Source organism: Kitasatospora sp. NRRL B-11411 (assembly GCF_000721345.1).
GTDB classification, from domain to species: Bacteria; Actinomycetota; Actinomycetes; order Streptomycetales; family Streptomycetaceae; genus Kitasatospora; species Kitasatospora cineracea.
The window spans coordinates 1-524 of record NZ_JOGH01000310.1 but is presented as its reverse complement, the minus strand read 5'-3'; the positions used below and the strand labels follow the sequence as shown (position 1 = coordinate 524).

Here is a 524-nt window from a genome sequence, read left to right as displayed (position 1 = left end):
GGGTGTCAGGAGGTGGGCATCAGGACGGTGTCGACGATGTAGACGGTGGCGTTGGCGGTCTGGACGTTGCCGCACAGGACCTTGGAGTTGGTGTTGACGGTGAAGTCGGGCTGGGTGCCGGTGACGGTGAGGTCGCTGCCTTCGAGGGTCTTGTGGGTGCCGGCGAGGGCGGTGGGGGCGAGGCGTTCGGGGGTGACGTGGTAGGTGAGGACCTTGGTGAGCTTGGCCTTGTCGGCGAGCAGGGCGTCCAGGTCGGCCTTGGGGATCTTGGCGAAGGCGTCGTTGGTGGGGGCGAAGACGGTGATGTTCTGGGCGGAGTTGAGGGTGTCGACCAGGCCGGCCTGCTTGACGGCGGTGACCAGGGTGGACAGCAGGGGGTTGTTGGAGGCGGCGGTGGCGACCGGGTCCTTGGCCATGCCGGTGAAGGATCCGGCGCCGTCCTTGGGGACGGCGGCGCAGGCCGCGCCGAACGGGGCGTCGGCCATCGCCGCCGAGGCGGTGGGGCTCGACATCGCGGCGGAGCT

1 protein-coding gene is annotated in these 524 nt (G+C 69.7%); it reads right to left on the bottom strand.

What is annotated here, in order from left to right:
• Positions 1-5: 5 nt before the first annotated feature.
• A partial coding sequence (locus IH44_RS0140100; protein ID WP_030464781.1) for a fasciclin domain-containing protein occupies positions 6-524 on the bottom strand: 519 nt, incomplete at its 5' end.